The 26,477-nt window shown below is 62.1% G+C and carries 13 protein-coding genes and 1 tRNA gene; 6 read left to right on the top strand and 8 right to left on the bottom strand.

The features are described from left to right. Nucleotides 1-61: 61 nt before the first annotated feature. Both IFO71_RS13325 and IFO71_RS13320 read right to left on the bottom strand, forming a co-directional pair. Nucleotides 62-3,208: an efflux RND transporter permease subunit gene (locus IFO71_RS13325; protein WP_192030137.1), complete on the bottom strand. Its 3,147-nt coding sequence runs from the start codon at nt 3,206-3,208 to the stop codon at nt 62-64. Between the two features lie 6 nt (nt 3,209-3,214). Continuing rightward, nucleotides 3,215-4,207, bottom strand: a complete 993-nt coding sequence (locus tag IFO71_RS13320) for an efflux RND transporter periplasmic adaptor subunit (RefSeq protein WP_192030136.1) — start codon at nt 4,205-4,207, stop codon at nt 3,215-3,217. Between the two features lie 571 nt (nt 4,208-4,778). Here IFO71_RS13320 and IFO71_RS13315 point away from each other — a divergent pair. Continuing rightward, nucleotides 4,779-7,481 (top strand): immune inhibitor A domain-containing protein, encoded by a 2,703-nt coding sequence (locus tag IFO71_RS13315; RefSeq protein ID WP_192030135.1) that lies wholly within the window; start codon nt 4,779-4,781, stop codon nt 7,479-7,481. 374 nt (nt 7,482-7,855) lie between these two features. Here the strand turns inward: IFO71_RS13315 and IFO71_RS13310 are convergent, their stop codons facing one another. The 4 genes from IFO71_RS13310 to IFO71_RS13295 all read right to left on the bottom strand — a co-directional run bounded on the left by IFO71_RS13310 (nt 7,856) and on the right by IFO71_RS13295 (nt 11,024). Beyond that, nucleotides 7,856-9,064 (bottom strand): fatty acid desaturase family protein, encoded by a 1,209-nt coding sequence (locus tag IFO71_RS13310; protein WP_192030134.1) that lies wholly within the window; start codon nt 9,062-9,064, stop codon nt 7,856-7,858. 10 nt (nt 9,065-9,074) lie between these two features. Further along, nucleotides 9,075-9,674, bottom strand: coding sequence for a hypothetical protein (locus tag IFO71_RS13305; RefSeq protein WP_192030133.1), 600 nt, complete (start codon nt 9,672-9,674; stop codon nt 9,075-9,077). Next, the gene (locus tag IFO71_RS21910) at nt 9,671-10,228 is read right to left on the bottom strand and encodes a hypothetical protein (RefSeq protein WP_225444630.1); all 558 of its coding nucleotides are present in this window, start codon (nt 10,226-10,228) and stop codon (nt 9,671-9,673) included. Before IFO71_RS21910 ends, IFO71_RS13305 begins: the two co-directional genes overlap by 4 nt. A 124-nt stretch (nt 10,229-10,352) precedes the next feature. Further along, a complete protein-coding gene (locus IFO71_RS13295; protein ID WP_192030162.1) occupies nt 10,353-11,024 on the bottom strand; it encodes a glutathione S-transferase in 672 nt (223 codons plus the stop codon). Between the two features lie 238 nt (nt 11,025-11,262). Between IFO71_RS13295 and IFO71_RS13290 the strand changes: the two genes are divergently transcribed. The 3 genes from IFO71_RS13290 to IFO71_RS13280 all read left to right on the top strand — a co-directional run bounded on the left by IFO71_RS13290 (nt 11,263) and on the right by IFO71_RS13280 (nt 18,456). Beyond that, the gene (locus tag IFO71_RS13290; protein WP_192030132.1) at nt 11,263-12,090 is read left to right on the top strand and encodes a beta/gamma crystallin-related protein; all 828 of its coding nucleotides are present in this window, start codon (nt 11,263-11,265) and stop codon (nt 12,088-12,090) included. A 453-nt stretch (nt 12,091-12,543) separates the two neighbouring features. Then, entirely contained in the window at nt 12,544-15,309 is a 2,766-nt protein-coding gene (locus IFO71_RS13285; RefSeq protein ID WP_192030131.1) for an NHL repeat-containing protein, read from the top strand. 384 nt (nt 15,310-15,693) lie between these two features. Next, a complete protein-coding gene (locus IFO71_RS13280; protein ID WP_225444632.1) occupies nt 15,694-18,456 on the top strand; it encodes a TonB-dependent receptor plug domain-containing protein in 2,763 nt (920 codons plus the stop codon). A gap of 162 nt (nt 18,457-18,618) precedes the next feature. On the opposite strand, the gene IFO71_RS13275 is transcribed toward IFO71_RS13280, so the two are convergent. Continuing rightward, nucleotides 18,619-20,787, bottom strand: coding sequence for an HzsA-related protein (locus tag IFO71_RS13275; protein ID WP_192030129.1), 2,169 nt, complete (start codon nt 20,785-20,787; stop codon nt 18,619-18,621). A gap of 359 nt (nt 20,788-21,146) precedes the next feature. Here IFO71_RS13275 and IFO71_RS13270 point away from each other — a divergent pair, with 359 nt between their 5' ends. Together IFO71_RS13270 and IFO71_RS22320 are read left to right on the top strand one after the other, a co-directional pair. Beyond that, the gene (locus IFO71_RS13270) at nt 21,147-22,697 is read left to right on the top strand and encodes a di-heme oxidoredictase family protein (protein WP_192030128.1); all 1,551 of its coding nucleotides are present in this window, start codon (nt 21,147-21,149) and stop codon (nt 22,695-22,697) included. 385 nt (nt 22,698-23,082) lie between these two features. Continuing rightward, a complete protein-coding gene (locus IFO71_RS22320; protein ID WP_192030127.1) occupies nt 23,083-25,752 on the top strand; it encodes a methyl-accepting chemotaxis protein in 2,670 nt (889 codons plus the stop codon). A gap of 44 nt (nt 25,753-25,796) precedes the next feature. Here IFO71_RS22320 and IFO71_RS13260 read toward each other — a convergent pair. Next, nucleotides 25,797-25,873 (bottom strand) — tRNA-Pro (locus IFO71_RS13260). Between the last annotated feature and the right edge of the window lie 604 nt (nt 25,874-26,477).

Here is a 26,477-nt window from a genome sequence, read left to right as displayed (position 1 = left end):
TTGGCGTCAGTCGGCATCAAAACACTTGTGCGGGTTCAGTGCAATCCGCAACTCATCGCCCTCATTCCCGCGATGGCGGTACTTCAGAGGAGGCTACCCGCCAACGTTGCCGCCACTCCAGCACGGTCACCAGCAGAGCAGGCAAGAAGGTCAGCGTGACCAGCAAGGCAAACAAGAGCCCGAACAGCACGATCGCACCGACGCCTCGATACAGCTCGGTGCCCGCACCGGGGATGAACACCAGCGGCGCCAAGCCGAACAGGGTGGTCAGAGTCGACATCAACATCGGCCGCAGCCGCGCCGATACTGCCTCCTTCACCGCGTCCAGCGGCGTGCATCCGGCCTGACGCAGATTGCGCAGGGCCTGATCGACGATCAACACTGGATTGTTCACCACTGTGCCGACCAGAATCAGAAAGCCCAGCATGGTGATCATGTCGAGCGGTTGGCGAACGAACAGGTTAAGGAGCGACAGCCCGATGATACCGCCACAGATGCCCAGCGGCACCGCGGTCAGGATCAGCAGTGGATACCCCCAATGCACGAACACCGCCACCAGCAGCAGGTAGCACAGCGCCACGGCCACCACGAAGTTGGCCGAGAGCGCCTCGCGCGTTGCATCAAGCTGATCGCTGGCGCCGGAGATATCCAGCGATACCTCGGCCGGAATCTCACCGGCAGAGCGCATCGCCGCTACCAGATCCTGTCGAACGCGCTGAACAGCCGTTTCCAGCGCCACCGAGCGTGGCGGGATGATATTCAAGGTGACCGTGCGCCGTCCGTTGACCCGGCGCAGATTCTCGGTGTCGACAGTTTCCACCAGATCAACCACCGCCGACAGCGGCACCACGCTACCAATGGGTGCGTAGATGGGCAGGTTCGGCAGAGCTGACAGGTCCTGCGCACTGCCGGCACGGCTGTACAAGTAGATATCGATCTTGTCATTGGCGAGCAGGAACTCATCGACGAAAGCACCGTCACTCAGAGCGCCAATGGCATAGCCCAGCTCGGCGGTGGAGAAGCCCAATTCGCTGGCACGCTGCCAGCGCGGGCGCAGCTCAATCAGCGGCTGCCCCAGTACCAATGAAGACGGACTCGAGCCGATACGCGGATTGTCGAACAAAGCTTCGGCGCGGCGGTAGGCGGTTTCGGCCACAGCATATAGCGTTGCAAGATCATCTCCGGCGATGTCAAGGTTGACGCTGCGGGTACCGCCATCATTGCTGGAGATGATCGAACCACGGGCAGCAAATGCACGCATGCCGGGATAGGCCCGATAACGTTCCTCGATGGCGCGCATCAGCGCATCGATATGTGCAGGATCCTTGGTCTCGGAGATGATCCGCAGCGAACCGGGTGACACACCGATATTGAGGTTGCGGATGGCCGGCACATCGGCCCGTCCGGCGTCGAAGTCTTCCGGCTCATCATCCAGATAGGGCAGCAGGCTGGCCTGCACTTCTTCCGCAATGCGGGCCATTTCGGTCAGGCTGTAACCCGGCGGCGCGATCATGCTGGCAAAGGTCTTGGCCTCCTCGCCTTCCGGCAGATACTCGGCTGGCGGTGTCAGTACGGCCGCCGCCCCCAGGGTGAGCGCCAGGCTTGCCACGATCACCGTCTTGCGCCGTGGGCCGGATTCGATCAGCGCCGCGATGCGCCGCAGCAACCACTGCCGCTGCTGCTCGCCCGGACTGTGATCGTCACGCAGATCCGCGCGCTGTGGCTGCAATCGCAGGCGCGCCGCGGCACTTGGCACCACGCTGATCGCCACCGCCATCGAGGCCAGAATTGCCGCTGAAATGGCGATCGCGACATCGGAGTAAAGCTGCCCGGCTTCCTGCTCGATGAACAGCACCGGGGCAAACACCAGTACCGTGGTCAGTGTCGAAGCAAACACTGCCGGCCAGACTTCCTGCACGCCGACCAGGGCCGACTGCAGTCGATCCAAGCCCTGACGACGATAGCGCTCGATGTTCTCCAGCACCACGATGCTGTTGTCCAGGGTCATGCCGAGTGCGAATGCCACGCCAGCCAGTGAGATGACGTTGATCGTGCGCCCGGCCAATTGCAGCCCGATAAAGGCGGCGATCGCACACAGCGGGATGCCGATCACACCGATCAAGGTGGCAGGTAGCGAGCGTAGGAACGCAAACAGAACCAACGTGGCAAGTACTGCACCGATGCCGAGGTTCTGCCACACGTTGGCCACCGAGTCTTCAACGTAGCGCACATCGTCCGAGGTCAGGAACATGCGCAGACCCACCGGCTCGAGCAAGTCCTCGTTGAGTTCATCGATCACCGGCAGCAGGCTGCGCTTGATGTCGATGACGTTGGAGCCTGTCTCGCGACGCACCGACAGGCTAAGTCCGGGCTGACCATCGGCAAAGCTGAGCTGGCGGATCTCGGCGTGGTCAGCGCGTACTTCGGCAAGATCGCGCAGTCGAATGCCATGTCCGGCGCGTTCGGCGATGATCAGGTTCTGCAGATCCTCGATATCCTCGAAGCGCCCCACGGTGCGTAGCAGATAGCGCCGCTTGCCGCTGTCGACATCACCTGCCGATACGTCGCGATTGCGATCACGCACGGCGGCGCGCAGTTCGGCGAGGGTGATTCTGCGCTCGGCCAGTTGCGCTGGATCGACCAGTATCTGGATTTGCCGCTCCGCGCCGCCACCCACCGACACCTGCGACACGCCGGGCACGCGTTCCATCCGAGTGCGCACATTGTCATCGACGAAATCGCGCATCAGGTCGAGATCCACCGCCAGCGGATTGTCCGGCAACGGCGTGATGCGGAAATACATGAAAGCGTTCTGCGAGAACGAACTGGAACTCAGGCGCGGCTCGTCAACGTTCTCCGGATATTCGGGCACCTGACTCAGGGCATTGCTGACCTCGATCAAGGTGGCCTGAATATCGACGCCAAAAGGAAACTCAAGATCGATCTCAGCCGATCCGGTGCTGGCGCTGGACACCATCCGGCTAAGGCCAGGAACGGTGCGCAGATATTCTTCCTGCTCCAGCAGGATTTCCTTCTCGACATCCTGCGGCGTGGCACCGGGCCAGCGGGTTTGCACGCTGATCGTGCGCACTTCCAGATCGGGAATCATCTGCACTGGGATGCGCAGGGCCGCCAGGATGCCGAGCACAGCCAGGATCAGCACTACAACGGTGAGCAGAGTGCCGTGCTTGAGAATCGCCGAGAACATGCCCGCCTACTGCCCCTCGACAACGCGCACAGCTTCACCCGCCCTTAGCCGCTCGTTGCCGCGCAGCACCACCCAATCACTGGCCTGCAGGCCCTCCAGCACCTGCACCCGTTCACCGAGGCTGCCGCCCAGTCTGACACTGCGCGGCTGTGCCACTGGCTCGCCTTGCTGCGGCGACTCAATGATCCACACGCCAGCGCTGCCATCCGGATAGCGCACCACCGCGTCACGCGGCAGGCTCAGAGCAAGCGCCGCTCGGCCATCGGCAAAATGGGCCTGACCGGACATGCCAACGGTCAGATCATCGTTCGGCTGCAACACACGCAGGCGCAGCAGAAAACTGCGGCTGGACGGGTCCTGACGCGGCACCCTCGATTCGATCGCCGCCGCATAGCGACGCCCCGGCCAGGGATCGAAGCTGAGCTCGGCCGTTGTCTGATCGCCGAGGTCAGACCACCATTCCTGCGGCACCTGCACATCGAAACGCAGCGCCGCCTGATCCAACAGTTCCACCACCGGCTGGGAGGGGTCGACCCACTCACCTACATCGACATGCCGCAGGGTCACCACACCGGCAAACGGCGCTCGCAGCTGATGTCGCCGCAACACCGCCTGCTGCTGGGCAAGTTCCGCCTGCAGCCGCGCCAAAACCGATCGCGCGATGCCTGCCTCCGACGCCGCTGCTTCGGCCTGACTCTGCGCCAGATTGCGTTGCTGGGCCAGGCGCTGGCGCTCATCGCGCAAGCGCTCTGCTTCGGCCAGACGCTGTTCGGCTTCAGCCACGGCGGCGCGTCGGCGCTGCAGCTCAAGCTCAGCCAGTTCCGGATCGAGCTGTGCAATCAGATCGCCCTTGGCCACCGCCTGTCCGGGCTCGGCATGCACCGAGGCCACCACACCGGCCAGCCGCGCCGACAGCGCCGAGGATTGCAGCGCGACCAGGCTGCCACTGAGGCTGCGCTGCTCTGAACGGGTTGATTGCTCGGGCTGAATTGCTGTCACTGGCTGCTGCGCCCAGCTGGCCGCGGCGCACAGGGCTAGCCACACCGCGGCTGGCCATCGTTGAATGGCGCGCTGTAAACGGGGACGAGGAATGTGCAAGAACAATCTCCGGCGTCTACGACTCACCGCCCAGTCTGCCTGAAGGCGCACAAGATTTCGTGATGTGTGAGCGGCACTGCGAGCGCAACACAACACCGCGCTGCACTTTGTACAGAGAAACCTGCGAATCGCTGATCGCGGATCGATCCGTTGTGCGCACGTTGGGCACGCTGCCACGGGAGCGTCAGCCAGCGCCGGCGCAGGCAGACGCTGAGCGTAGCGGAGGCAGGCTGCCAAGACTCATTTCGGCAGTCTCGGAGCGAGACCTGCCCCTACATCGTCAGGTCAACCGTGACTGGGGCAAGCGCCGAGTATTGGCGGTTCAAGAACCTACCGTTGCACATTTGAGGAATGCCGCTCTTCAGCACCGATCGATCGAGCACGGTTTGCATTCAAATGGCGGCCAGGGCTTGAACACAAAGCCTTCACAGGTCACTATCGGCGATTCCCCGCTGAATGGAACGTAACCTGAATGCGTAAGCGTCGATTAGCTGCACTCCTTCTGGCCGCCACCCCGATGGCCTATGCCAAAGCTCCCTACGCCGACAAGGTGGCAGGGCTGGACAGCCTGCCGGGCCCGGTTTTCAAGGCCCTCGATCGCGAAGCGCTGGCTCGGGAAGATGCGCTCTATCAAGTGAAGGGTCACGCCCCCATCCGTTTTGCCATCGGCCGCGATGTCAAACTCAGCCCCAACGCCCACGGCAGCTGGCGCGATGATGCCAACGGCATGTCAGTGTGGCGTCTGAAGGTGACGGCCGACGAGGCCGCACATCTCAACTTCGGCTTCCGTCGGATTGCCTTGCCAGTCGATGCCGAGCTGACCATCTATGACGGCAGCGGAGAGTCGCGGCTCGGCCCTTATCGCAGCCAGGACATTTCGCCCACCGGCCAGTTGTGGACGCCGGTGCTGCAGGGCGATAGCGCGATGATCGAGGTGACCCTGCCGACCGCTCAGCGCGATCAGCTCGATCTTGAGCTGAATCGCATCGGCCAGGGCTATCGTGGCTTTGGTCACAGCGACAAGGTGTGCAAGTCCGGCGCCTGCAATACCGACGTGGCCTGCCTGGGCGAGTCTGATCCGTGGAATGGCCCGCGTCGTGCGGTGGCGGCGATCACCGTCAACGGCACCGATACCTGCACCGGCTCCCTGCTCAACAACACCGCCAACGATCACCGCATGCTGTTCGCTACCGCGACTCACTGCGGCATTTCCAACGACAGCGCAGCACAGTCAACCCTGGTGTATTGGCTGTATGAATCGGCCACCTGTCGCACCCCGGGCTCCAGCGCCAGCGGCACAGCGCTGCCCAAGCCCAGCCGCACCACCCAAGGCTTGCGCTTTCTGGCTCAGACCGCCAATCCATTCGCCGGCTCGGCGCCCGCGGGCGACCGCTCCGACTTCACCCTGATCGAACTCAACACACCGCCGCCGGATAACGATTTCGAGCTGCACTGGGCGGGCTGGGATCGACGCGCCCCCCCCACCACCTGCTCGGCCCCGACCGATCCCTCTAGCACCGTCGGCCTGTGCGCCTCGATCCATCATCCTTCGGTCGATGAAAAGCGCATCACCTTCGTCGAGTCGAATCTGATCCTGGGTAACATCTCCGGCGCCGCCAACGTTCACTGGCGCGCCAACTGGGATCCGACCCCGCCGATCCTGCCCAATATTCCCGCACCACAACCGACGTCGCTGCCGCCCAGCGTCACCGAACCCGGCTCCTCGGGCTCGCCGCTGTACAACGCTGAACAGCGCCTGGTGGGTGTGCTCTCGGGCGGCGCTTCGGCCTGCGGCGTCGGCCCGGGCAGCCTTAACGACGAGTATGGTGGTCTGTTCCACGCCTGGGAGGGTCTGGGCACGGCGACCACGCGGATGCGCGACTATCTCGACCCGACTTCCAGCAATGCCAATTTCATCGATGGTATCGACGAGTGCACCCCGCCCGATGCTCCGACCATGGTGCAGGCCGTGGCCAATGGTGACAATCGCATTGATATCAGCTGGGCCGCCAGCAGCGGCGCGGCCACCTATCGCGTGCTGCGCTCCGACGGCACCTGTCCCGGCGGCAGCTTCTCGGTCATCGACACGGTGGCTGGCACCAGCCTCAGCGACCTCGATGTCTCGGGTGGCAGCAGCTATAGCTACCGCTTGCAGGCCTTGGGTGCCGATGCCTGCCCTTCCACGCAGTCGAGCTGCGTCGATGCCGCGGCCACCGGCGTTTGCAATGCGCCGCCAACCTTCGCCGGCTTGACCGCGGCCAGCTCGGCTGACACCGCGCAGTGCGGTATCAATCTCAGCTGGGGCACTGCCAGCGGTAGCTGCGGCATGGCCAGTTCCATTGTCTACAACGTCTACCGTTCCACCTCACCCGGCTTTGAACCCTCCTCCGGTAATCGGTTCGCCAGCTGCCTGACCAGCAACTCCTTGCTCAACCTCAATGTCGAACCCGATACCACCTACCACTATCTGGTGCTGGCAGAAGACCTGGGATCGGCCGGCGCCGGCCCCTGCGGAGGTGGTCGCGAAGACACCAATCGGGTGTATCGCAGCGCTGAGGCGCTGGGCTTGATCGATGAACTGCTCGCCGACGATGTAGAGTCCGGCGATGGCCTGTGGACCATGACAGGCAGCGGCGGCGGCAGCAATTTCGCCATCGTCGAAACGGCCGCGCATTCACCCACCCATGCCTGGTTTGTGGCCAATGCCAGCAGCACCAGTGACCGTCAGCTCAATCTGGCCAGCCCACTGGTGATTCCGGGCGGCGCGCAGTACCGGCTTGAGTTCCAGCACCAGTTCGCCACCGAAAACCGCTACGACGGTGCGGTGCTGGAGTATTCACTGAACGGCACGACCTGGACCGACATCACTGCGGCCAACGGTGCCGTGCCGGCCAATGCCAACCGTTTCATCAGCGGCGCCTACACCCAGACGATGAATTCGGGCAGCGCCATCGCCGGACGTTCAGCCTGGACCGGCAACAGCGGTAGCTTTGTGCCAGTACAGGTTGATCTCAGCGATTTCGCCGGCCAGACCGTGCACCTGCGCTTCCGCTTTGCCAGCGATTCTTCGATCGGCGGCACCGGCTGGTGGATCGACACCATCCGGGTGCTCACTCAGTCGAGCTGCACAGCTGAAAGCTTCAGCGTGTTCTGGAGCGGATTCGAAGGCTCATAGCTGGCTGATATAGGCATAGCCCAAACGCTTGCCTGATCAACAAAGCAACGCCCGCAGCACGCTGCGGGCGTTTTTTGTGTGCGCTTGAACTTGACGACGACAAAGAGGCGCCGTGTTGTTTCGTCAACGCGAATCCTGAACACACCGTCCGCCTTCGCGTCCCGCGCGTTCGGCAAATGTCCTTGCGTGGGCGCTTCACAGCGACTACGTCGCTGCGCGCGAGCAGCCTTTCCATGAACCAATGGCGTAACTCATTGATTCGCAGAAGTCACGACTTGCTCCCCCTGGCGGGGGAGGGGCCGGGTTAAGTCGCTCCGGTTCAAGGTCCGTGTGCGGTTCTTCGGAGAAAAGCGCAGGGCTCTCCATGAGCTGCTTTATTGAACCGGCGCGGCACGACGCATGCTCGCCGTGCCGGTGAGAATGCCCCAGAGCTTGCCGAAGCGCCGGAACACCGTTTCTTCGACATACGGCACACCATGTCGCTGACAAATGGCCTTCACCCGCGGCGCCGCCTGCCGATACTTGAGCATCGGCAGATCGGGCCAAAGATGGTGCTCGATCTGATAGTTAAGATAGCCGTGCAGGAAGTCGGAAAGGTCGCGCCCGCCTGGATAGTTCACGGAACCTAACACCTGACGCAGATAGAACTCGCTGCGATTGCGTATCGGTGCGTCATAGCGGTACACATCATCGCCAGCGTGATTGGGCACAATCACCAGAAAGGTGTGCAGATTGCTGAGGATCTCGGCCAGCAGGCTGTTGATCAGCACGGCCCAGAATGCTGCATGTCCCAGAGGCAGGAACAATGCCGGAATCAGCACAAAGCGAAACGCAATGTAGGGAAGGAAGCAGCGCAGCCAATAGGCCAGTGCACGCGGCGTCAGCGGCAGCAGCAGGCGCTCGCCAGGGTAAAGCAAGCGCCAGGCATTGCTGACATCCTCTTCGGCCACCTCGGCGGCATTCAATTGCGCCTGCCGCTTGTTGGCCAGCCCCTGACGCCAGGCCCAATAGGTATTGGGTGCGTAGTACAACCACTTCCAGGTAGACATCAGCACGGCGATCAGCAACGCCTTCAGCGGCATCGGCAGCACCGGCAGGCGCAACAGCCAGCTGTGGTGTTCGACCAGATCCGGGTCGTGCAGCTCGCCGGTGTGGAAGTGATGCAGTCGGTTGTGCTCGTAATTCCAGGCCTGCGGATGGATCCACTCCGGCCAATCGAGAAAGCGCCGCCAACCCTGGGCGAATCCCTTGCTGGTCAGGGCGCGCGGTGTCCCGGGCACGCGGTCGTAGCCACGGTGCAGCACGTGGTGGGCAATCATCGTCCACCGTGCCGACTGCCCCAGTCCAATCAAGATCGCGCTGATCGGGTTGATCATGATCCAGGCAGTGGCATAGCCGAACAGGCTACACAGTCGCCCCCACCGCTGCATCTTGCGCAGGTGGACCAGGTCAGCGGGCCCCAGGTTCGCGTTCAGCTCGGCTCGCAAGGCATCGATCTCGGCCCTGAAGGCCGCCTGGTCAATGGCCGGCAGATCGGACGGAGGCGCGGTGGCGGCATGTCGCCAGACCTGCTTGCTAGGCATTGCCCACCGCTCAATAGCCCAGACGATCGAACTCCTGGATATTCTCCAGAAGCCGATAAGTGTGCTGCTCGAATTCTTCCCGGCTGCGCGTGGTGGAAATCTGCCGCATGCTGTCGACGATGGCGATCCACCAGCGCATATGGCCGGCGCTGAGCTGGGCGGCAACCGGCACCAGATCGCGCATCAGCGAAAGCGCTTCGATACTCTCCCGCTTGAGTGCCAGCATGCTCGGCAATTCGATCTGCACCGACTGCATCTCGCGCATGAAACGCGGCACCATGCTGGTGTCACGCTCCAGGCGCGCGGTGGGTGTCGGCTCGGCATTGGGCGGCAGCATGGCGATATCCAGATTGGACAGGATGCCGCGCAACGAACCACGCAGGCTTTGCCATAGCTCCTGCCGCCGCACCCGCTCGCGTGACTCTTGAATCAAGGTCAGCAAGCCGACCAGGAAGAAGCCTTCGATACAGAACCCGATCAGCTCAGGGAGCAGATTCTCGTGCACCGGCCCACTGCCATCGTAAAGCAGGAAGACCAACAGCAAGACCACGCCGCCAACGCCAAAAATGGCCATCGGCGCAACCAGCAGTCGGCGGTCGGTACGAATCATGTGCCGCGCACCCGGTCGCGCGCCAGGGCTTCAATCACCCGCGCAATTCTGCTTGCCTCTTCGGCATTCAAGTCAAGCGGCAGGTTATGTACGAATACCGAGAGATCCTCACGTATCGGGATCGACAACAGACCCGAGGCCCATTCGCTAGTGGTCAGCGAGGTCTCCTCCAGTGCGCGCACCTCTTCGGCCTGTTCAACGGAGCTGTAGCCGTTGCGCTTGCCCGGCTTGACCCGGTCTCCACCCACCGAACGAAACGATGTCGAGTCTCTCACCCAGGCGATGTAGTCGGTCAGGGCCGACTTCAGACGTTTGTTGTAGAGGTCGATCACTTCCGGCCGAACGCTGCTGTCTTCGATCTTGTGCAGGCGTCGGCAGACCTCGTCAACGTCGATCCGCCGAATGTCCGCTCGTTCGTCCGGACTTAGCTCACCTTGCACCTGCTCGAGCGCATGCCCGCGGCTCTTCGCGACGGCCGGATTGAGCACACCGGCCACCGGGGCTTCGCGAAGAAACTCCAGCAGTTGCTCCAGGTGATACGGAGATGTGGACATGGGCAGATTCCGACTATCGCAGACCGCCGCCAGTGTAAGCAGTTATTCCATTGCCCAGAAGCGTGCCAGTGGCCTGGCCGGGAGGGAACTGCGTCCAGCAGCTCTGCGGCCGCCCGCTGCAAGCTCAACTCAGCAACTGATACGGCCCGCCCTGGGTCAGCGCACGCTGATAGGCTGGCCGTGCCTGAATGGCATTGAGATAGCGTTGCAGATTGGGCCGCCGATCGAAGCCAAGCCGCGCGGCGGCCGCTTCGATCGGGAAGCTCATCTGGATATCGGCGGCGCTGAAAGCCTCGCCGGCAAACCAGGCCTGCTTGCCCAGTTCGGACTCCAGATAGTCGAAGTGGAGCTTCAGCTGTGGACTGACAAAGGTGCTCATCACCTTGTCGGCAATACCACGGGCGATCGGCTTGACGAAGAACGGCATCGGACTGGTCTTGACCTTATTGAAGACCAGACTGAGCAGCAGCGGCGGCATCGCCGAGCCTTCGGCATAGTGAAGCCAATAGTTAAAGCGGACGCGGCTGGCGCTATCGTGTGCCGGCGACAGGCGCCGATCAGTATCGAAGCGATCGACCAGATACTCGACAATCGCCCCCGACTCAACCAGCACTTCGCCATCCACCTCCAGCAACGGCGACTTGCCCAGCGGATGCAGCTTCTTCAAGGACTCCGGCGCCAGCATGGTCCTGGCATCGCGCTGATAGCGCCTCACTTCATACTCAAGACCCAGCTCTTCCAGCAACCAAAGGATGCGCTGCGAGCGTGAATTGTTCAGGTGATGCACACGAATCATGGTCATGGTCTGACTTGGTCTTTCGCTGGCGATGGGCGTTGAGCAAATCACGCTCCCAAGCGAGTATGCCGCGAACACTAGGGCTCATCGAGTTCCAACTGCCGCCTTTGAACGGGCGCTGCGACCGGTTCGCGGCCATGAATACGCTCTGCAACAGCTGAATGAGCCGTCCTGCTCAGTCGAGATTCGTACAGGTAGGGCGTGCAAACTGATGCCATTCGACGCGAGGATTTGCCCCATGCACAGCCTGCCCCGCCTGCTCTTCGGTGTCGCCACCCTGCTGTTCGCGGCACCGGGCTTCAGCCAGATCACCTTTTACAAGCATGATGATTTCCGCGGCGATCGCTTCACCGCCCATGAGCCCATCGTCGACTTCGACCAGATCCGTTTCAATGACGATGTCAGCTCGATTGTGATCGAGCGCGGCACCTGGGAAGTGTGTGAGCACAACTACTTCAAGGGCCGCTGCGAAGTGTTGCGCGCCGACAACTACCCCTCGATGCGCCAGTTTGGCCTGAACGACCGCATTTCTTCCGCGCGTCCGCTGTACCAGGAACGCGATCGCGGCTACCGGGGGCTACCGCCCACCCAGGACGATTACGCCTACCGCCGACGCCCGAATGAGCGCCTGTACGAGGCGGAAGTCACCTCGGTGCGAGCCGTGTTTGAGCACCGTGGTCGCCACTGCTGGCACGATGACCGTGGCAGCGACTACCGCCGCCGCGACAAAGCCAATGTCGGCGGCGCCGTGGCCGGAGCCATCATCGGCGGCATCATCGGCCATCAGATTGGCGATGGGCGCGGCCAGACGGCGGCCACCGTCGGTGGCGCCGCGGTGGGCGCCGCCATCGGCAGCCGGGCCGGCCGCGACGATCAGCGCTATGAGCGCTATGACGACCAGCGCGGCTATGAACGTGGCATGGTGCGCTGCCGTGACGACCATCGCGGACGCCCCAGCTATTGGGACGTCAGCTACGAGTTCCGCGGCATCGAACATTGGGTGCGCCTGTCGTATCCGCCCGGTCGTTCGATCACCGTGAATCGGCACGGTGAGCCGAGAGAGTGACCGAGCACGCGCCTTCCGGGGGCGGGTCGTGGGTCCGCAGGTCGGCACCGCGACCCCGCCGCATTCAGCAACAGTCGCATGCTCGGCCCAGACATGAGATCCTAGGCGGTCCCCATCCACTCAGGAGTACATCATGAAACGCGCCCGTCATCGCCGTCGCGCCCGCCGCCTGCGTTCGGCTGTTTGCCTCGGCCGCTAAGCCGCCGACATATAGTTTCACCCACCAAGCCTTCGCCATGCGAAGGCTTGGTGCTTTTGGGAAGCCTGAACGCGTCCACCCTGAACTCTTAGCAGCCGTCAGAACGCCCCCGATGCGCTTGCCAAGGCCGGTCTCGCCACTCGGCCGACGCGCAGGCCACGCACCCGTGAGGCTGAACCTGCGGCCTGCTCGAAACCTGGGCTATGCTCGACTGCTTGCATGCAGCCAGGCTTGGACCGATCAAGGAGAACCGCATGTTTCCGGCCTTGGCCACCGTGTGCGGTCAGCTGTGCTGCTGGCTATTTCTGCTTCTGCTGTCGCTGACGGCGAGCGCCAGTGATATCAGCATCCCGGACCTGTCGCCCACGCACTATGCCTCGGCATCCGGCGACTACGTCGTCAGGATCGATCCAAGCACGCGCAATGGCGCCGGCTCTGCGAGTTACCAACTGCTCCACCGAGGTCAACGGCTGTGGAGCCAGACCCTACCGTATACGCTGCGATCCGCCGCAGTGACCGACCGGGGCATGGTCGCCGGCTTTGGTTACAGCAACGGGCTGGATGCCGCGTATCGCGATCTCGGCCAATTCATCGTGGCCATCATCGACCACAAGGGACAGACCGTTGCTGACCACCGCAGTGCCCGTGAACCCAGCCGATTTCTGCACACCCTGGGTGACCCCAAGGGCGCGGGGCTGTTTGTCGATGCTGACAATGACCGCCTGGTCATTCGGATCGCCGACAGCGACCGCAACGCCGGCGCCGAGTCATGGTGGATCTATAGGCTAAGCAGCGGCGAGCGGATCGGCCAGATTCGACCCAAACAGCTGATGCAGGATGCGCAGCTGACACCTTTCATCTTCGATGCGCAGGCGCTGCCGGGCACGCCATTGACCCTGATTCACTGGTATCGGGCCGACGCCGAAGCCAAACAGTTTGGCGCCCGTTTCAGCCTGGTGGACCTGGACGGCAAGCCCGTCTGGAGCATCGATTTCAGCGACGACTACACAGCACCCGGCGATACCCACGCGCAGCGCAAACTGCTGCAGCGGATAAGGCAACACGGTGCGATCCTGAACACCGCATCTGCGCCGCCTCGGTTCACCCTTCGTGCGGTCAGCCAAGCGATGCTGATCAGCTATCAAGTGACACCCAGCTCGGAAAGCGCTGGCGGCTGGCGCGTTGAGGAGGTCGCTCGGGCCGCCGATCTCGGCTTTGCGGACAGCGCCCCGGACACGCAGGGTGTCGCCGTCCAGGAACAGGCGCTTCAGCATCTGGGCCGGATTGAACTGCTCCAGGGCGAACGCAGGCCGTCGCCAATACGCCGGGTGATCGCGTTTGACATCGACGACAAACAGAGGTTGGGTTTCCTGCGGCAGTGCGACTGCCCGCACGAAATCGATCTGGTCTTCATCGATCAGCATGGCGGCTTGCTTGGCCAGTGGACGCCCGCGGCTATCACAACCGAGAGCAGCGAGGCCAGGCACCATCTGACCTGGATCAGCGGTAACCGCTGGCTATGGGTTCGCTCGGAGTATGGCATCGGCAAACGCTCGTCCGCCGCGTGGGTCGACGCTCAACAAGGCCTGATTGAGCCGATTGCTGAGTTCAACGCCGCGGCTATCGAATCGCTGCACCGCTGGGGCGACGGGGGATTCGTCGCGCTCATCAACGAGCCCTTGGACGGCAGTCGCAAGGCTGGCCTCAGTGCCTTCGGTCCCGACGGCCTGCCACGCTGGACGATCGCCCAGAGCTATCAGGATCCAACCCAGCTGTTCAGTCCACAAGACGTCGCGGTCACCACGGAGGCTGATGTTGTGGTGCTGGAGGGCGTCTCCAAGGCACTCAAACGCTATGATCAGAACGGACTGCATGTGGACTCCGTGGATCTGCGCCAGAGCTGGGGCCGGACACCGAATTATCTGGCCGGACTGGAGGCCAATCGCGACGGCGGCGTCATCGTATACGACTTCGACGGCAGTCCGAGCATGGTCGACATGGCCCTCGACGGGCGGGTCATCGCGGCGTGGACGCCGAAATTCTCCGATGGCCGTCGCTTCAGCCCGCGCGGAAACCTGAAGCAGGCTGCCGACGGAAGTCGCTGGACCAGTGACGGCGAGTCTCTGCTGCGTCTGGATGACAAGGGCGTGGTCGATCGGGTGCTGGGACGGCGCCCGGACGCGGCTGGATTGGACCAGATCGCAGCGCTCCAGCTGGATGCCGATCAACGCATCTACGCGGCAGACCAACGCAGCGGCAGCGTGCATGTCTTCGACCCGCAGGGGCAGTGGCTTCGCACCTGTCGCCCCGATGTCAGCGACTTCGCTTCGGCACTGTCACTGCCATCAATGACCGTCACCGACGCCGGCGAGATCTATCTCAGCCGGCAGGCGCAGCCATCCAGGCCACGCAATGGTTTTGTCCACTTCGATCGTGATTGCCAGCGAGTCGGCATCGCAGCGGTCCCCCTTGAGGATGAAGTCTCGCAGGGCTGGTACAGCCAACCGGGCAGCACCAACCGATGGGTGCTTGGTTTCCGCAATGCCTACTTGGTCGACCCCGACGGCAGCGTGCTACGGCAAATCGACCGAACCGCCGACGAGCAGTGGCTGGATATCCCGGGTCCGGCAGGCACGGCGCCCGATGGCTCAATTGCCATTGTCTCGGGTGCCAGCTCGGCCTCCGCCCTCGACCCGAGGACTCACCCGCCGCTGGTGACCGTTTACGCGGCCAATGGCGATGCCCAGGTGACCTGGCCGGCGCCCTCCGGCCTGGTCAGCTGGGCCGGCGATGTGGCCTTTGATCGGCAACGCCTGGCCTTCGTCACTCGCCATCCAGACTCGGCGAGCAAGCACGGCCACCCGAACTCCGTAGTCGTGACTGATAGTCACGGAAACGCCCTGTTCCGCTTCAGTCCGCCGCATCCGCTGCGCAGCGTCTATCTGGTCCCGGGTAGCGGCAGCAGCGAGCTATGGATTTTTGATGGCAAGACCGGTATCGAACGCTACGCGATGCCCTAAGGCGTAAGCACTGGACTGAGGGCGAAACCGCTCGCCTCCGACCGGATAGTTCAGTAGCACAGGGCTCCATCCTGCAGCCTTGGCGCCCGCACGCCGTTTCGCTGCACTGCACCAAACGCATCGTTCAGCGCAAATTTAGGTCAGATTCAGTCTGAGCGGCCTGTTCCACCGTTTTGCGTAAACCTTCTGTGTACAAATCCTCAACAACCCGTTAAAACGCGGGGGGCGCTTCGCGCCGCCGACGGGGGAATCGTCGGTATAGGGAGAGCAACTTTCTTTTGGTTCTGCTTGGAGTTCAGTATGAAGCTACACTGCAAACCAGTCGCAGCGGCGATTCGCGCTGCGCTTGTCACCGGCACCTTTGCCGTGCTGGCCGCCCCGGTCATGGCCCAGGAAGATGCGGCCAGACTCGATCGGGTCGAAGTCACCGGTTCACGCATCAAGAAGGCTGAGATCGAGGGGCAAACCCCGGTATCGGTGATCACCCGCGAGCAGCTGGAGAAAACCGGCCTGACCTCAGTCGCCGATATCGTCCAGCAGCTGACGGGCTCCGGTTCGTCCCTGAACACAAAATTCAACTCCAGCGGCAACTTCGGCTTCCCATCGGATGGCAGCGGCGTCGGCGCCGGTTCGGCAACGGTGGATTTGCGCCATCTCAGCTCCAGGCGCGTGCTGGTGCTGGTGGATGGCATTCGCTGGGTCAATGAGTCCTCGGCCTCCGGCGTATCGAGCTCGGTCGATCTGAATACCATTCCGGTAGCAATCATCGAACGCATCGAAGTGCTCGAGGACGGTGCGTCCTCGATCTACGGTTCTGATGCCATCGCCGGTGTGGTCAATATCATCACCCGACGTACTTTCGAGGGCACCCAGGCGTCGGTGTACTACGGCGAATATGAAGAAGGCGGCGACACCAAATCGGGCGAAATCTCCTTCGGTGGAGCGGGCGACAACTTCAGCTTTTTCCTGTCGGCCAGCAGTACCGAGCAGGACGGCATCGACTCCAATCGAGTGGAGCAGGCGGCATTCCCGGTGCCCGGCACGGGCGTAGCGCTAGGCTCCTCGTTTACGCCGAACGGGCGCTTTATCTTTGTTGATCCCAACACCGGTATTGAGCAGGACATCACCACGCCGAACGGCCAATTCTTCCCTGGCGGGCCCAGCTACCCCGGTGACTTCATCGGATTCACAGGCGCTAACCGCTTCAATTTCGCCGAGTTCAACCTGCTGCAAACACCGAGCGAGCGAAAGAGCGTGTTTGGACAGGCGCGCTTCTACTTCGACAACGGGGTAAGCTGGTATGTCCGTACCCTCTACAACCAGCGCGAATCGCTGAACCGGGCAGCGCCGGAACCGATTTCACTGGGACCAGGCTCGGGCAACAGCTACGCCGACAACGCCTTGATCTCGGCCAGCAATCCGTTCAATCCCTTTGGCTTTGATCTGATCTCCAGCGGTCCGGGCGCCAATCTCATCTTCATCGGCCGCCGCCCGGTCGAGGGCGGGCCGCGGCGTTTCTTCCAGGATGTCGACACTTGGTACTTCGCCACCGGCCTGGAAGGCGCGTTTGAGCTCGGCGATCGCAGCTTTATATGGGATCTGAATTACGCCCGCAGCAAGAACGAAGCCGACCAGACCAACTTTGGCAGCTACAACATTCGCCGTATCGCTCTGGCCCTGGGCCCCATCGAGAACTGCAATGCCGATCCAAACTGCGTGCCCCTGGATATCTTCAGCGGCCCCGGCAGCATTACGCCGGAAATGCTGGCCTATATCCAGCCTATCGTCCGTGATCGCAGTGAGAACAATCTGCAACTGTTCTCGGCCAACCTGACCGGCGATCTGTTCGAGCTGCCAGCAGGCCCACTGTCGTTTGCAGCCGGCTATGAGCATCGCGTGCAGGATGGCTTCTATCTGCCCGACGCGCTGACCGTCGCCGGTGAGTACAACGGCGTGCCTTCCTTGCCCACGTTCGGTAAGTACGACGTCGATGAGTACTTTGCTGAGTTCAATATTCCGGTGTATGCGAACGAGGGTAGCCAGCTCGACCTGAGCGCCGCGGCGCGCTACTCGGACTACAGCACGTCGGGCGGTGACACCACGGGCAAGTTCGGCTTCCGCTGGCAGTTTGGTGATCAGTTCGTGTTTCGCGGCAGCATCGCGGAAGGCTTCCGGGCGCCCTCGATTGGCGAGCTGTTTGGCTCGGCAGCGCGTAACGATATCGACATCGATGACCCGTGCTTGATCGGCATCGACGGTTCACAGCCTACGGCCAACTGCAGCGCGTTTGGGGTTCCGACCGGCGCAACCCAAACCAATTCGCAGATCTCGGTGACCACCGGCGGCAATCCGAACCTGCTGCCAGAAACATCTGACAGCTACTCACTGGGCTTTGTGTTCAGCCCGGAGTTCGGTACCAACTCGGCGTGGTCGGAGAAGTTCGATATCGAGTTCACCTACTACAACCACGAGCTTGAAGGTGCGATTCAGGCGGTGGACGCACAGACCCAGCTTGACCTGTGTGTCGCGAACGGCGTGAGCTCACCGTTCTGCCAAGGCATTACGCGTGCCAGCACGGGCGTGATCGACAGCTTCAACAACCGGTTGCAGAACTTTGGTCAAATCGAAACCGATGGCTATGATCTGGACTTCTTCTGGACGCTCCCGGAAACCGATCTCGGCCAGCTCAAGGTCAGCTGGCAGAACACCATCGTCAACGACTACCGTGCGGTTGACGACCTGGGCACGCCGCAGCCTCAAGCCGTAGGCTTCGAGGTCAACGACTCCGGCATTCCCGAGTGGACCTCGAATCTGTCGCTGGACTGGAGCTACGGTGATTTCACTGCGGGCTGGCGACTGCGCCACATCAGCGACCTGGAAGAGACCTGCGGACGCGCCACACAGTTCTCGGTTTGCCCAGACCCGGTCAACAACCGCAACCACATCGGCTCCACCAGCTACCACGACCTGCAGTTGGGCTGGCGCGCCCCATGGTTTGACGGCACACAGCTGACCCTGGGCGTCAACAACGTCACCAGCAAGCTGCCGCCGATCTGTCTGTCGTGTTCGCTGAATGGTTACGATGCATCGAACTACGACTTGCCAGCGGGCCGGTTTGTCTACGCTCGTGCGGAAGTGAAGTTCTAAGCTAAGTTGAGATGCATAGCGGTGCGCCCAAGGCGCACCCTATGCAGGTGCTGGGGATGCTGTCGTGAGCCTGTCGAACGGCCCACCCTACGATGAAACCAATGTGCCCGTGGCCCACCCTTGGCTCATCCATCACGCTCGTGAACGCTGCCCGAGCGCAGCCTACGGCGCCGGTTCGAATCCATCCTGAAAGGCCGGAGCGCTGAGTTTCCAGCGTGCCAGCAGGTCGCGAAACGCCAGGGCCGTGTTCTGTGCCGCGGTCTGGCCGGTGTGCGATACGGTGTTGACGCCGTGACAGCCGTCGCAGGCGCGCACTTCCCCCGGCTGAAAGCTGAGCCAGTAGCGCTCTCGTACGACTGCGGTGCCGCCAGCGTCGGTGGCCTGCCAGCTCAGCGCGCGTCGGGTCGGCACATAGGCGGCGACGGAACCATCAGCAAAGATGGCGGTGCTACCTGCAGGGGCGCCAGGAGCCGTTGCGTTCAAACTCATCGCCTGGCTGTCGTGCATCACCTGCGCCAATACACGGCGCCCCGGTCGCGGCGTGCCGATGCCACCGATGCCGCGAATCTGATCGCCCTGGAAGAACTGCATGTGACTGATGTCGTACAGCGTGCCGCCGCTCGGCGCCGATTGCACGCCGCCGGGCACACGCAGATTGTAGGGCTGCTGCTCATCGGCATCATCCCGCGTGGTGACATTGCGCATCACCAGCACAGCCAATCCGCGCTGTTTGAGAAATGCTCGAAACTGCTGCTCACTCACCCCTTCCAGGCTGTAGGCATCCTGCTCCGGCGCCTGAGAAACAAAAGCAGTATCCGGCGGCACGTTCTTCGCACGCACTTCCACCGGCTGCAATTCCCATAGATTGCCGCTGTAACTGACCAGAGTGTCAGGATCCCAGAACTGTATCGGTTTGCTGATACCCGGGGTCAGCGCTTCGGTGGCGGTCATGGTGCCAGATGCTCCGCTCACCACGCGCAAGCGAAACTGATAGCGCGGAATCGGGTTGGCCGTGGTGCCGTTGTTGCCGGCGGTACCCTGCTCGGTCGCGTGTGCGGCAATGATCCGACCATCGCTGAGCACGATTGGATCACGGTAGTGGCCGCTGTGATTCGGGCTCGGCGTGGTGCCGCCGGTGTCGGGATGGGTCAGATACTCGATGCTGATCAGATCGGGATTCAGATTGGGAGGTGCAAGAAAGCGGATCAGTTGCCCGGAACCGTGGGTGGCGAACTCCGGCGCTTCCACCGCCACATAACGCCCGGCTTGGCTGGGATCTTCTTCGATCTGCAGCATGTTCAGAATCGAATTGGGGTTGCTGCGACCACTCACCGATGCAATGAATTCATCCAGATTTCCGTCGTTGTTGAAGCTGCGATCGAAGTAGCTGTGAAGCTCGTGTCGACCGACATGATTCAGGGTTTCTTCCTCGCTGCCATCCTGGCGCAACTGCCAGGGGAAGAAGTGATTGATGCGGTGGCCATTCAGGGTGGAACCATTGGCGGCGATGCGCGGTTCAGGAAACACTTCGTCGGTACTGGTGGTGGGCACGCTGTCCGGCCCCTCGCCGTTGTAGTTGAAGGTGCCATGACTACCGGCATCGTTTTGCTGATCGCGCTGCAGATGATCCCAGCGGGTGAACACGATGCGACCGAAGCTGTCGACGATCGGTGTGAAACTGCCTGAAGGCGAATGCTGCAGAAGAATCAGCTCGCCGCTGGCAGGATTCAGTCGCCACAGCCCGGTGGGGGTCGCTGTCGACTCGTACTCGTCGTGCTGCGGGTACAGGTGCCGCTCTCCCGATCGAGGCCGATCGGAAACGAACACGATTCGGCCTTGCGAATCGTAGGTCGGCTGGACATTGTTGAACTCCTGCGGCTGATTGGCTACGACGCTGATACTTACCGTTTCACCCTGTCCGAAGCCGGTCACCTCGTACAGCTGAAAGTAGTAGTCGTTGACCTGATACTGCTGGCTTGGCGCGCCGATCGCCATACTGAACACCGCCTTGGTGCCCGACCAATGCAGCGCAGGATCGCGAACCGAAATCGCGCTTGATCCCTGTAATCCGCTGGACACGCCGTAGCCCGCTTCGGCGGTGAGGTTACGCAGGGTTCCATCGCCATAGCGGATATACAGATCGCCACCGCGACCGGTGCTGTCAAGATCGGCCAGGTGATTGGCAAACACCGAGCCGATGCTGGCGAAGTCATTCGGCACCGGGTATTGGGTGACGAACATGATCGGGTTGGGTGTGTTGACCTGAGCAACCGCGGCAACCGCCAGCCAGCACGACAACCCCGCAACGCACACCAGATTCCTCAGCTTCATGGCGATCATCTACCTGTTTCGGAGGGCAACGCACTTCTTCACCAGATGTGCACATTACGCCAAGCACGGGTGCATTTCAGCGCACTGCTGTCACCATTTGGCCAACCCGCGTTGGCAAGTACGTGGAACCATCTGACCCCTTGCGGCAGTGCGGCGTCTGTCCGCGAGTGCACGCGGTCAGCCCGCGGCGCCCCCCAGACAGCCCCGGCCCACGAACACGAATACGAACGCTTCTGATTGTCGTAATCTAAGCACTTGTTCTGAAAGCGTTTTTTTCTCCCTTCAGGAACGAATTCGGGCAGAATCCGAAGACCTCGCTTCCGGCCGGAAGCTGAGATGACAACCTGGGGAATTCGACGATGACAAGAAAGCCCATGGCGGTGGGATGTGGTGTTTTTCTGGTGATGATCAGCGGCAGTTTGATTGCCGGCGGGGACGGGCCGGTGGTCAAGCAACACATGAATCAGTCTGAGATCGAAAACGCCAGTTTGAGCTTCGATCAGGTATTCACCCATGGCGCAAAGCTGTTTGCTGCAAAGTTCAATATGTTCGATGGCCAGGGACGACCAGCCACCACCGGCGGCGGTGCTGCGCGTGAGCCCGGAACAGCCCCCTTGTTCTTGCGCACATCGGGGCCTGATGCCAATTCCTGTTTTGGCTGCCATAACGACCCGTTCCCTGGAGGTGCCGGCGACAATGTGGCCAATGTATTCGTGCTGGCACAGAATCTCGACCCGGTGACCTTTTCGGTATCCGATCAGTTCAGCAATGAACGCAACACCCTGGGCATGCAGGGCTCGGGCGCGATCGAGATGCTGGCGCGGGAAATGACGGTGGAACTTCAGGCTCAGCGCCAGGAGGGCCTGGCGCGAGCCAGCCAGACCGGGCGCGACGTCAGTGTCAACCTGCGCAGCAAAGGGGTGTCGTTCGGGTCTCTGATCGCGCGTCCGAATGGCAGCATCGATACTTCAGCAGTGGCCGGCATCAATGGCGATCTGATACTCCGCCCGTTTCACCAAAAGGGAGCGGTGGTGTCGCTGCGAGAGTTCACGGTCAACGCCATGAATCATCATCACGGCATCCAAGCAGTTGAACGATTCGGCCAAGCGAAAACTGGCACGGTCGATTTCGACCAGGACGGGGTGGCCGATGAGCTTAGCGTCGGCGATGTAACCGCCACCACTATCTGGCAGGCAGCCTTGGCGGTGCCCGGTCAAGTGCTGCCTGAAGCGCGCCAGGACCTGGTTGCGGTGCTGGTCGGCGAACGCGCTTTCGATCGCGCCGGCTGCGCCGACTGCCACATCCCCTCGCTGAACCTCGATAGCAAGCAGTTTGTCGAGCCCAACCCGTTCAACCCATCGAATACCGCTGGCCCGAACGACATTGGCAATTTCAGCTTCGACCTCACTAGCCAGGGTCAGTTGCCCCGGTTGGAAGCCCGCGCCGGCGATGGCGCCATCGTGCGCGCATTTACCGATCTCAAGCGGCACAACCTCTGCGACGACACCATCCGCCACTACTGCAACGAGAAGATTGTCCAGGGCGGCATTTCGACCGAGGAGTTTCTCACTCGCAAGCTATGGGATGTCGGCAACTCGGCGCCCTATGGCCACAAGGGCGACCTCACCACCCTGACCGAAGCTATCGATGCCCACGGTGGTGAGGCGCGCTACTCGCGTGATGCGTACTTCGCCATGCCGCAGCAGGCGCAGGATGACATCATCGACTTCCTCAACAGCTTGCAGATGCTGCCACCCGGCACCAGCACCTTGGTGATCGACAGCGCTGGCCAGCCCGTGGACAAGCGTGTGGTGAGCAAGGCTGTTCGTGTGGAGGTCGAACAGAAACTCAATGATCTGTTGGGAGTGGAAGCAAGGCCAGCATTGGCCAGTCGCGGCGGCCGACGTTAGTTGACGATCGAGCAAATCGGCAAGGGCCCGTAGCCAGCACGGCTGTGGGCTGTTGCCGCGCGTGATTCATGCCCGACCGGACTGCTAAGGAAAGTCTGAATAAGTCCATCCCGGACTTTCTCAGACGCGCCGAGTCCGGCACAGGTCCGGACTCGTCTTACGCTGATCAACAACTTACGTTGTTGATCGCGGCGGTGCATCCGTGCACCGCAGGAATCTCTGAACTTGTTCAGATCTTCCCTAAGCATTGCGGTCGGCCGCTTCCGTTCTGCACCCATTCGGCGGTCCAGACTTCAAAGGGCCTCCACAGACAGGCTGCCGTCACCGCGCAATCGCATACCTTGCAGCTAAACTTCAGGCACAACCTTCACCTGGGGGACTCGCCATGCGAAGTTGGGGGCTGTCGGTTAGTTCAAAGAGCGCATTGGCCCTGGGCCTGCTCGCCACACTCTGTTTCGCCGCCGCCGCCTGGCTGATCGCCAACAAGGCAAGCGAGGAACAACAGGCAGCAGCGCTGCGTGAGCTGCAGCAACTGGCGGTGGCTGAATCGACCAAGGTGCGTAACACGGTCGAGGAGAGCCTCGCCATGGTGCGTGGCATGACGGTGGGCATCGAACAGATGATGGCCAGCGAGACTCCCAACCGCGCCTCAGCCACTGAACTGGTCAGGCGCTACACCGAGGCCGACCCGCTGGCGCTGGGCTATTGGCTGGAATTTGAGGCCAATGGCTTCGATGGCCGCGACGCCGAGCTGGTACGCGCGTGGCCGGATGGCGCGCCCGACGAAGCCAGTGTCGAGGCGCTGGCCGCGAGCCTGCCTCCCGGCGAGCAGACCACCAAGGACAGCGGCCGTTTGTCGGTGTACTGGATACGCAGCCAATCCGGTGAAATCACGCTTGAGCATTCCCTGGGCCCCGAAGCCGATGTCGATATGGAAACCGAGGACTACTATGTCGCGGGCCGCGATCGTGGTTCGGAGATGATGTTCGAGCCCTATGAATACGAAGTGGAAGGCAAGAATGTTCTGATGACCAGCCTGATGACCCCCCTGCGGCGGCAGGGTCGGATCGTAGGCGTGGCCGGCGCTGACCTGAGCCTGGACCAGATTCAGTCCGAGCTGGCCAAGATCAAACCCTATGGGCGCGGCGTGGTTCGGTTGCTGTCCTCTACCGGCATGGTGCTGGCCGCGCCGGAAACCAATCTTCTAGGCAAGAGCTTTCCGCAATCACTGGAAGCCGTTCATGCCGAGCTGGCGCAAGGCAAGCCCGTATTTGCCCGCGAGTTCGATCAGGCGATCGGCGAGCCGACATTTCGAGTCTACGTGCCGTTGAAGGTGGGTCGTGCCGACGACGTGTTCATGCTGATGGTGGCAGCACCGGAGTCGGAAGTACTGGCCGGTGCCCGGGCAATACGCAATCAGATTGCCTGGGTAGGCGTGATCAGCGTGCTGGTGCTGGCGGTCGCCGTGGTGCTTCTGTTGCGCACCCTGGTTGGCTCGCCCCTGGCCGGCGTAGTGCAGGCCGTGCAAGCGGTGGCGCGTGGACAACTGGACTATCCGATCCAGGCTGGGAGCCGCGATGAGGTGGGCGCCGTAGCGCGCGCTTTGCAACAGATGCAGTCCGATCTCGCGCAGCGAATCGAGGCTGAACGCTTGATCGCCGCGGAGAATCTTCGCATCCGCATCGCCCTCGACAACGCCGGCACTGCCATGTTGATCAGCAATGCCGAAGGCAAGATCGCCTATGCCAATCCGGCCATGCGTTCGCTGCTCAAGCGTTACCAGTCCGATCTTGGCCAAGCACTGCCGATGCTCGACCCGACAGCCCCCCAACACAACCAGCTGCAGCACCTTGAGCCAGCCGGAACATCACCACTCATGAAGGTGGATCGTGTTGTTCAGAGCGAGCTGAGACTCGGCAGCGTCACCTTCGCGCAAACCGCGGCACCGGTGATATCAGAGCAAGGCGAGAGACTCGGCGTCGTGCTCGAGTGGCGAGACCTCACCCAGGAAGTGGAGATGCAGAGTGAAGTCGCCCGGGTTATTGAGGCGGCCAGCCAAGGCGATCTTGGCCAACGGGTTAGCACGCAGGGTAAGGAGGGCTTCTTCCTGCGTCTGGCCGAAGGGGTCAATGGCATGCTGCGAACCAATGAGCAATCGATCGCCGAGGTGCAAGCCCTGCTTTCGGCCCTGGCACAAGGTGATCTCACTCGCCGCATCGAAACCCACTTCAGTGGTGTGTTCGGCGCCATGCGCGATGACAGCAATACCACGGTCGAACGCCTGACCGAAGTGATGCGGCAGGTCCGCTCGGCGGTCGATGCCATCAATACAGCAGCCAGCGAGATCGCCTCTGGCAACAGCGATCTGTCGGCGCGTTCGGAGCAGCAGGCCGCCAGCCTGGAGCAGACCGCAGCGTCGATGGAAGAACTCACATCGACCGTGAAACAGAATGCCGAGTCGTCGCGCGAAGCCGGTCACCTGGTGGTCAGTGCCGCCCAGGTGGCAGAACGCGGCGGCAAGGTGGTGAACCAGGTGGTTGAGCAGATGCATGGCATCTCGGCGGCGTCCAAGCAGATCGAGAACATCACCGGAGTGATCGATGGCATCGCCTTTCAGACCAATATTCTGGCCCTGAACGCCGCTGTCGAAGCAGCGCGCGCCGGTGAGCAAGGACGCGGATTTGCCGTGGTGGCCAGCGAAGTGCGGCAACTGGCGCAACGCTCACAAGAGGCTGCCAAGGAGATCAAGACGCTGATCGCCGAATCGGTCGGCCGGGTCGAGCACGGCGCCAAACTGACCAATGAGGCCGGTGAAACCATGAGTGAAGTAGTCGACTCGGTACAGCGGGTGAAAAGCCTGATGAGCGAGATCACCGCGGCCTCGGATGAACAGGCCGCCGGCATCGAGCAGGTAAATCAGGCGATCACGCACATGGATGGCGTCACCCAACAAAATGCCGCCCTGGTCGAAGAGGCCACGGCGTCAGCGTCGGCCTTGGAGGACGAGGCCCACAAGCTCTCGAGCCTGGTGAGCTACTTCCGCCTGCAGACCTGAACATCGTCTTGGTGCTGTGTGCCGAAAACGGCAGGTTTGCCCGATGGTCGGGGCGGCGAGATTCGAACTCGCGACCCCTACAACCCCATTGTAGTGCGCTACCAGGCTGCGCTACGCCCCGACATATCGGCAAACCAGACGAACCGATCGGTTCGCGAGAGGCGCGAGTATACGCGAATTCGATGAATCGGGCAGTAGCTGGCCGGCGAGTCGCACGGACTCGATTGCTCAGTTTTTGCTGCGCTTCCGCTCCGTCGATGCTGGCTTCGACAAGCTCAGCCAGCGCTGGAGCAGTCGCCACAGCAACACGCCAACACCCCATGCACCCTGAGCCCGTCGAAGGGTGCCGACCGAAGACCGCCAGTCTGAATCTCCCAGCACCGCTCTGCTGGCTTCGACGGGCTCAGCCAGCGTGAGGGTCACTTGCTCCGCTCGCTCCAGCAACTGATTTCGCTCCCGAGACTCTCGGCGAAGGGCCGGTCGCTGAGCTTGGAGTAGGGGACTGAGTCTATCGAAGGGCGCGGAACACGGGCCGGGCGTATTTGCTTCAGACGCTCCGTCGATGCTGGCTTCGGCAGGCTCAGCCAGCGCACCCCTGCTAGTAGCCCGGATATTTCATGAGGGGGCGCGGATGATCACCGAGGACTTTGCGTCGAGTGCAAGGCGCGACGAGCCCAAGTGGTGGGCCCACTTGGGCGAGATCGGGACGCAGTCCCGCGTAGCTG

Source organism: Pseudomarimonas arenosa (assembly GCF_014841215.1).
Classification (GTDB): Bacteria; Pseudomonadota; Gammaproteobacteria; order Xanthomonadales; family Xanthomonadaceae; genus Pseudomarimonas; species Pseudomarimonas arenosa.
This window is presented reverse-complemented; position numbering and strand designations above follow the sequence as displayed.